Source organism: Streptomyces sp. OR43, from assembly GCF_008042275.1.
Lineage (GTDB): Bacteria > Actinomycetota > Actinomycetes > Streptomycetales > Streptomycetaceae > Streptomyces.
In genome coordinates this window covers 1-4012 of the sequence record NZ_RDBK01000064.1, presented here as the reverse complement: position 1 = coordinate 4012, position 4012 = coordinate 1, and the positions used below count along the sequence as shown (strand labels likewise).

The 4012-nt window shown below is 75.4% G+C and carries 4 protein-coding genes; all 4 read right to left on the bottom strand.

All coding sequences use genetic code 11. From position 1 onward, the window contains the following. A partial coding sequence (locus tag EAO72_RS42615) for a hypothetical protein (protein ID WP_222724171.1) occupies positions 1 to 197 on the bottom strand: 197 nt, incomplete at its 3' end. Then, the gene (locus EAO72_RS40350; protein ID WP_148022363.1) at positions 194 to 1729 is read right to left on the bottom strand and encodes an MmgE/PrpD family protein; all 1536 of its coding nucleotides are present in this window, start codon (positions 1727 to 1729) and stop codon (positions 194 to 196) included. The genes EAO72_RS40350 and EAO72_RS42615, both read right to left, overlap by 4 nt. Further along, the gene (locus EAO72_RS40345) at positions 1722 to 2948 is read right to left on the bottom strand and encodes a CaiB/BaiF CoA transferase family protein (protein ID WP_148022362.1); all 1227 of its coding nucleotides are present in this window, start codon (positions 2946 to 2948) and stop codon (positions 1722 to 1724) included. The genes EAO72_RS40350 and EAO72_RS40345 overlap by 8 nt, the downstream gene beginning before the upstream one ends. After that, positions 2945 to 4012, bottom strand: a 1068-nt coding sequence (locus tag EAO72_RS40340) for an LLM class flavin-dependent oxidoreductase (protein WP_222724170.1), incomplete at its 5' end; no start/stop codon positions are given. The genes EAO72_RS40345 and EAO72_RS40340, both read right to left, overlap by 4 nt.

Sequence of the window (4012 nt, the reverse complement as noted above, 5' to 3'; positions counted from 1 at the left end):
GCGTCACCCACGAGGTCCGCGCGTACGAGGGCCCCGACGCCGAGGCACCCGGTGTGCTGCGGGCGCTGCTGCACGACGGGACGGCTCTGGACGTCCGGATCGAGGGCGGCCCGGTACGGCCGCCGGACACCGCACGTGTCGTCGCCGGGTTCCACGCCAACGCGGGCGGCGAGACCGCCGAGGCGAGGGCGGGTCACGCGACGGGAGGGGCGGCGAGGACCGCCGAGGCGAGGGCGAGCACGGCGTCGATGCCGTCCTCGCGGTCCAGGCGCAGGACGCGTTCGGCGAGTTCACGGGTGAGGGCGGTCTCGCCGCCCGCGTTGGCGTGGAACCCGGCGACGACACGTGCGGTGTCCGGCGGCCGTACCGGGCCGCCCTCGATCCGGACGTCCAGAGCCGTCCCGTCGTGCAGCAGCGCCCGCAGCACACCGGGTGCCTCGGCGTCGGGGCCCTCGTACGCGCGGACCTCGTGGGTGACGCGGGCGGCGAGCGCCGTCACGTCCGGCCGGAGCAGGGCGTCGGCACGGTAACTGCCGAGGGACAGCGCGCCGTCGCACAGCATCAGCGCGGTGCTGAACGGCAGCGAGAACTTGGCCTCGTAGGCGGTGCGCGGCGCGACGCGGTGCTCGCACGGCACGCAGACCACGGGCTCGGTGCCCGGGGGGACCTCCGCGACGACCGAGGCGAGCGCCGCCGTGCCGCCGTACGGGATCAGCCGGGTGCGCAGCACGGCCGCCGCGTCGAGGGTGCGGTGCAGCAGGTGGCAGCACGGGTGGAGCTTGCTCTGCACCGCGCTGACGTGCCACATCTCGCCCAGATCGCCCACGACCTCCTCGGCGGTGACGGTGTGGCCGGCCAGGGCCGCGTAGACCCCGTTGCGTCCTTCGAGGACGGTCGCCGGACCCTCGGCGCCGGCCGCGGCCAGGCGCGCGGCGAGGAGCCCGGCGTGCGCGGCGAGCCCCGGGTGCAGGGATTTGGTGTCGCTGCCCGAGTCCAGGAACTCCAGCAGTCCGCCCGCGCTGCTGCCGGCGATGCCCAGCGCGTGGGCGGTCACCCCGGCGGACCGGCCCTGAAGGACCGAGGCGGTGACGGCCGCGGCGAAGACGGCAGCGACCTGGGTGGCATGCACGCCCCGGGCGTGGAAGCGGTAGGGGGCGCCGAGTCCGACCCGCAGCGCGGTCTCGTAGCCGGCCGCGGCGGCGGTCAGCAGGGCGGGACCGTCCGCGCGGGCCGCCGCGGCCGAGGCGAACAGCGCCGGCAGCACGGAGGCCGTGGCGTGCACGAGCGCCCCTGGGTGGGTGTCGTCGCAGTCCAGGGCGTGCACGAGCGCGCCCAGCGCGAGCGCCGCCGCGGGTGCCCCGACCGGTGCGGCCAGGCCCGGGACCACGGCCTCCGGCGGGCCGCCGAGCGCGGCGGCGACGGTCAGTGCGGGTGCGGCCTGCCCGTCGCGTGCCGCGGCGAGTACACAGCCGAGGCCGTCGAGCAGTTGGCGGCACAGGACGCGGCGGATCACGCTGGGGATCTTCGCCGGTGTCAGTGCCACGGCCCAGCGGGCGAGTTGAACGGCCGCGGGCTCGCGTGCCGTTTCGTCGGGGTGCGTGTGGGGGTGGCCGTGCCCGGACTCGTGAGCATCGTGCGGGTGCGGGTGCGGGTGCGCCGGCCCGGTCGCCTCGGCGGTGGCCGGTTCCGCCGCGGCCGGGACGGCGGGCGGCCGCTGGGTGTCAGTCACCGAAGGCCCCTTTCGCGCGCAGGCCCGCCGCCCGGTCGGCGTCGTAGCCGAGCAGGTCGTGCAGGACGGTGTCGGTGTGTTCGCCGCGCTGAGGGGCCCGGGGCGCCTTGCCGGGGAGGCGTTCGCCGACCCGGACGGGGCTGGCCACGGAGCGCACGGTGCCGTAGCGGGGGTGGTCGCTCTCCACCAGCAGGCCGCGCGCTGCGGTGTGCGGGTCGGCGAGAGCCTGCGGCACGGTGTGCACCGGCCCGCACGGCACCTTCGCCGGGGTGAGGATCTCCAGCCAGGCGGCCACGGTCCGGGTCGCGAAGATCGCCTCCAGCTCGGGTACGAGGGCGTCGCGGTGTTCCCCGCGGCCCGCGAAGTCGGCGTAGGCGTGGCCCGGTTCGGCCCATTCGGGATGGCCGATCACCGTGGCGAGCCGCTGCCAGAACTTCTCCTTCGCGCAGCCGACCACCAGCCAGCCGTCCGACGCCTCGAAGGCCTGGAAGGGCACCAGCGACGGGTGGGCCGAGTGCCGGGTGCGCCGGGGCTCGTAGCCGGCGCTCAGGTGCCACGTCGCCGGGTACGTCAGCATGGAGACGGCCGTGTCGTACAGGGAGACGTCGCAGTCGCAGCCCACGCCGTCGCGTCGGGCGGCGTGCAACCCGGCGAGCAGCGAGAGCGCGGCGACGAAACCGCCGGAGTAGTCCACCAGCGACAGGCCGGACTTGGCGGGCGGACCGCCGGGCTCGCCGGTCAGGTCCATCCAGCCGGCCAGGCCCTGCAGGACGTAGTCGTAACCGGGCTGGGCCGACCGCGGCCCGGTCAGCCCGAAACCGCTGAGCGAACAGCAGACCACGGCCGGGTTGAGGTGGCGCAGATCGGCGTACGTGATGCCGATCCGGGCCGGGACGTCACCGCGCAGATTGGAGTAGACGGCGTCGCTGTTGCGTACCAGGTCCTCGAAGACCTCCCGGCCCGCCGGGTTGGCGAGGTCGAGGCGGACGCTGCGCTTGCCGCGGTTGAAGGTCTCGAAGAACAGCGAGTCCTCGCCGTCCTGGTACGGCGGGACGTAGCGTCCGACGTCGCCGCCGGAGTGGGGTTCCTCGATCTTGATGATCTCGGCGCCCAGTTCCGCCAGGTGCCAGGTACCGAACGGTCCGGCGCCGTACTGCTCCACGGCGATCACCCGGACGTCCTCCAGGGGGCGTCGGRCGGGGGAGGGGGCGGTGGTCATGGGCGCAGCTCCCGGATGAGGTCGAGGACGTGTTTCTGGGACTCGCGGATCTCATGGCCCGTCAGGCCATGGACGGGCACGGTGAGTTTGAGGCTGTCCGCAAGACCCGCGTAGCCGTTGAGGAGCTCGGCGACCTGGTCGCTGGTTCCGCACAGGGTCAGCGCGCGGGTCATCGCCGGGTCGACGGCCGCGGCCAGCGCGCCCGCGCGGGCGCCCGGCCGGCGGAACTCCTCCACGACCCGGCGCTGCGGCTCCCGCAGACCGTGCGCGGCGAACAGCGGTGCGTAGGTGCGGACCGAGGCGTAGAAGCCCACGTTGCCGGCGGCGCGGCGCAGGGCCTCGGCGGGGTCGGGATGGACCGAGACGCACACCGACGCCACTACCTCCAGGTCCTCCGGCCTGCGGCCCGCGGCGGTCAGTCCGGTGTGCAGGGCGGGCAGCACGGTGTCCCGCAGATGCTCGCGGGAACCCAGTTCGTGCCCGATCCAGCCGTCGGCGACCTCGCCCGCCAGCCGGAAGGTCAACGGGCCGGCGGCTGCCAGGTGGACCGGGACACGGGTGCGTACGGGGCGGGGCCGGCGGTAGCCGCGCACCCGGAGTGAGGCGAGCGGGCCGCCTGCCTCGAAGGGCTCCCCGTCCGCGCAGCGGGCGATGAACGTCCGTACGCAGTCGACGGTTTCGCGCAGCCGCTGTGCCGGGTGGTCGAACGGGACGCCGTGCCATTCCTCGTTGAGCCTGCGCACGCCCGTGCCGAGGCCCAGTACGGCACGGCCGCCGGAGAGTTCGTCGAGGTCCATGACCTCCAGTGCGCAGATCATGGGGGAGCGGGTGAAGGCGAGTGCGACGGCGGTGCCGATGCGGGCGGTGGAGGTGGCAGCGGCCAGCGCGGCGGCGGTGACGGTGGCGCTGCGGTGGAGTTCCGAGGCCCACAGGGTGTCGGCGCCCGCGTCCTCGGCGGCCCGGCCGGCCGCGGTCAGCTCGGCGAGGTCCTCGCCCCACGGGGCGTAGCCGAGGCGGGGCGCGGGCGGGGCGCTCACGTCGCGTTCCCGGCGGCGGTACGGGGG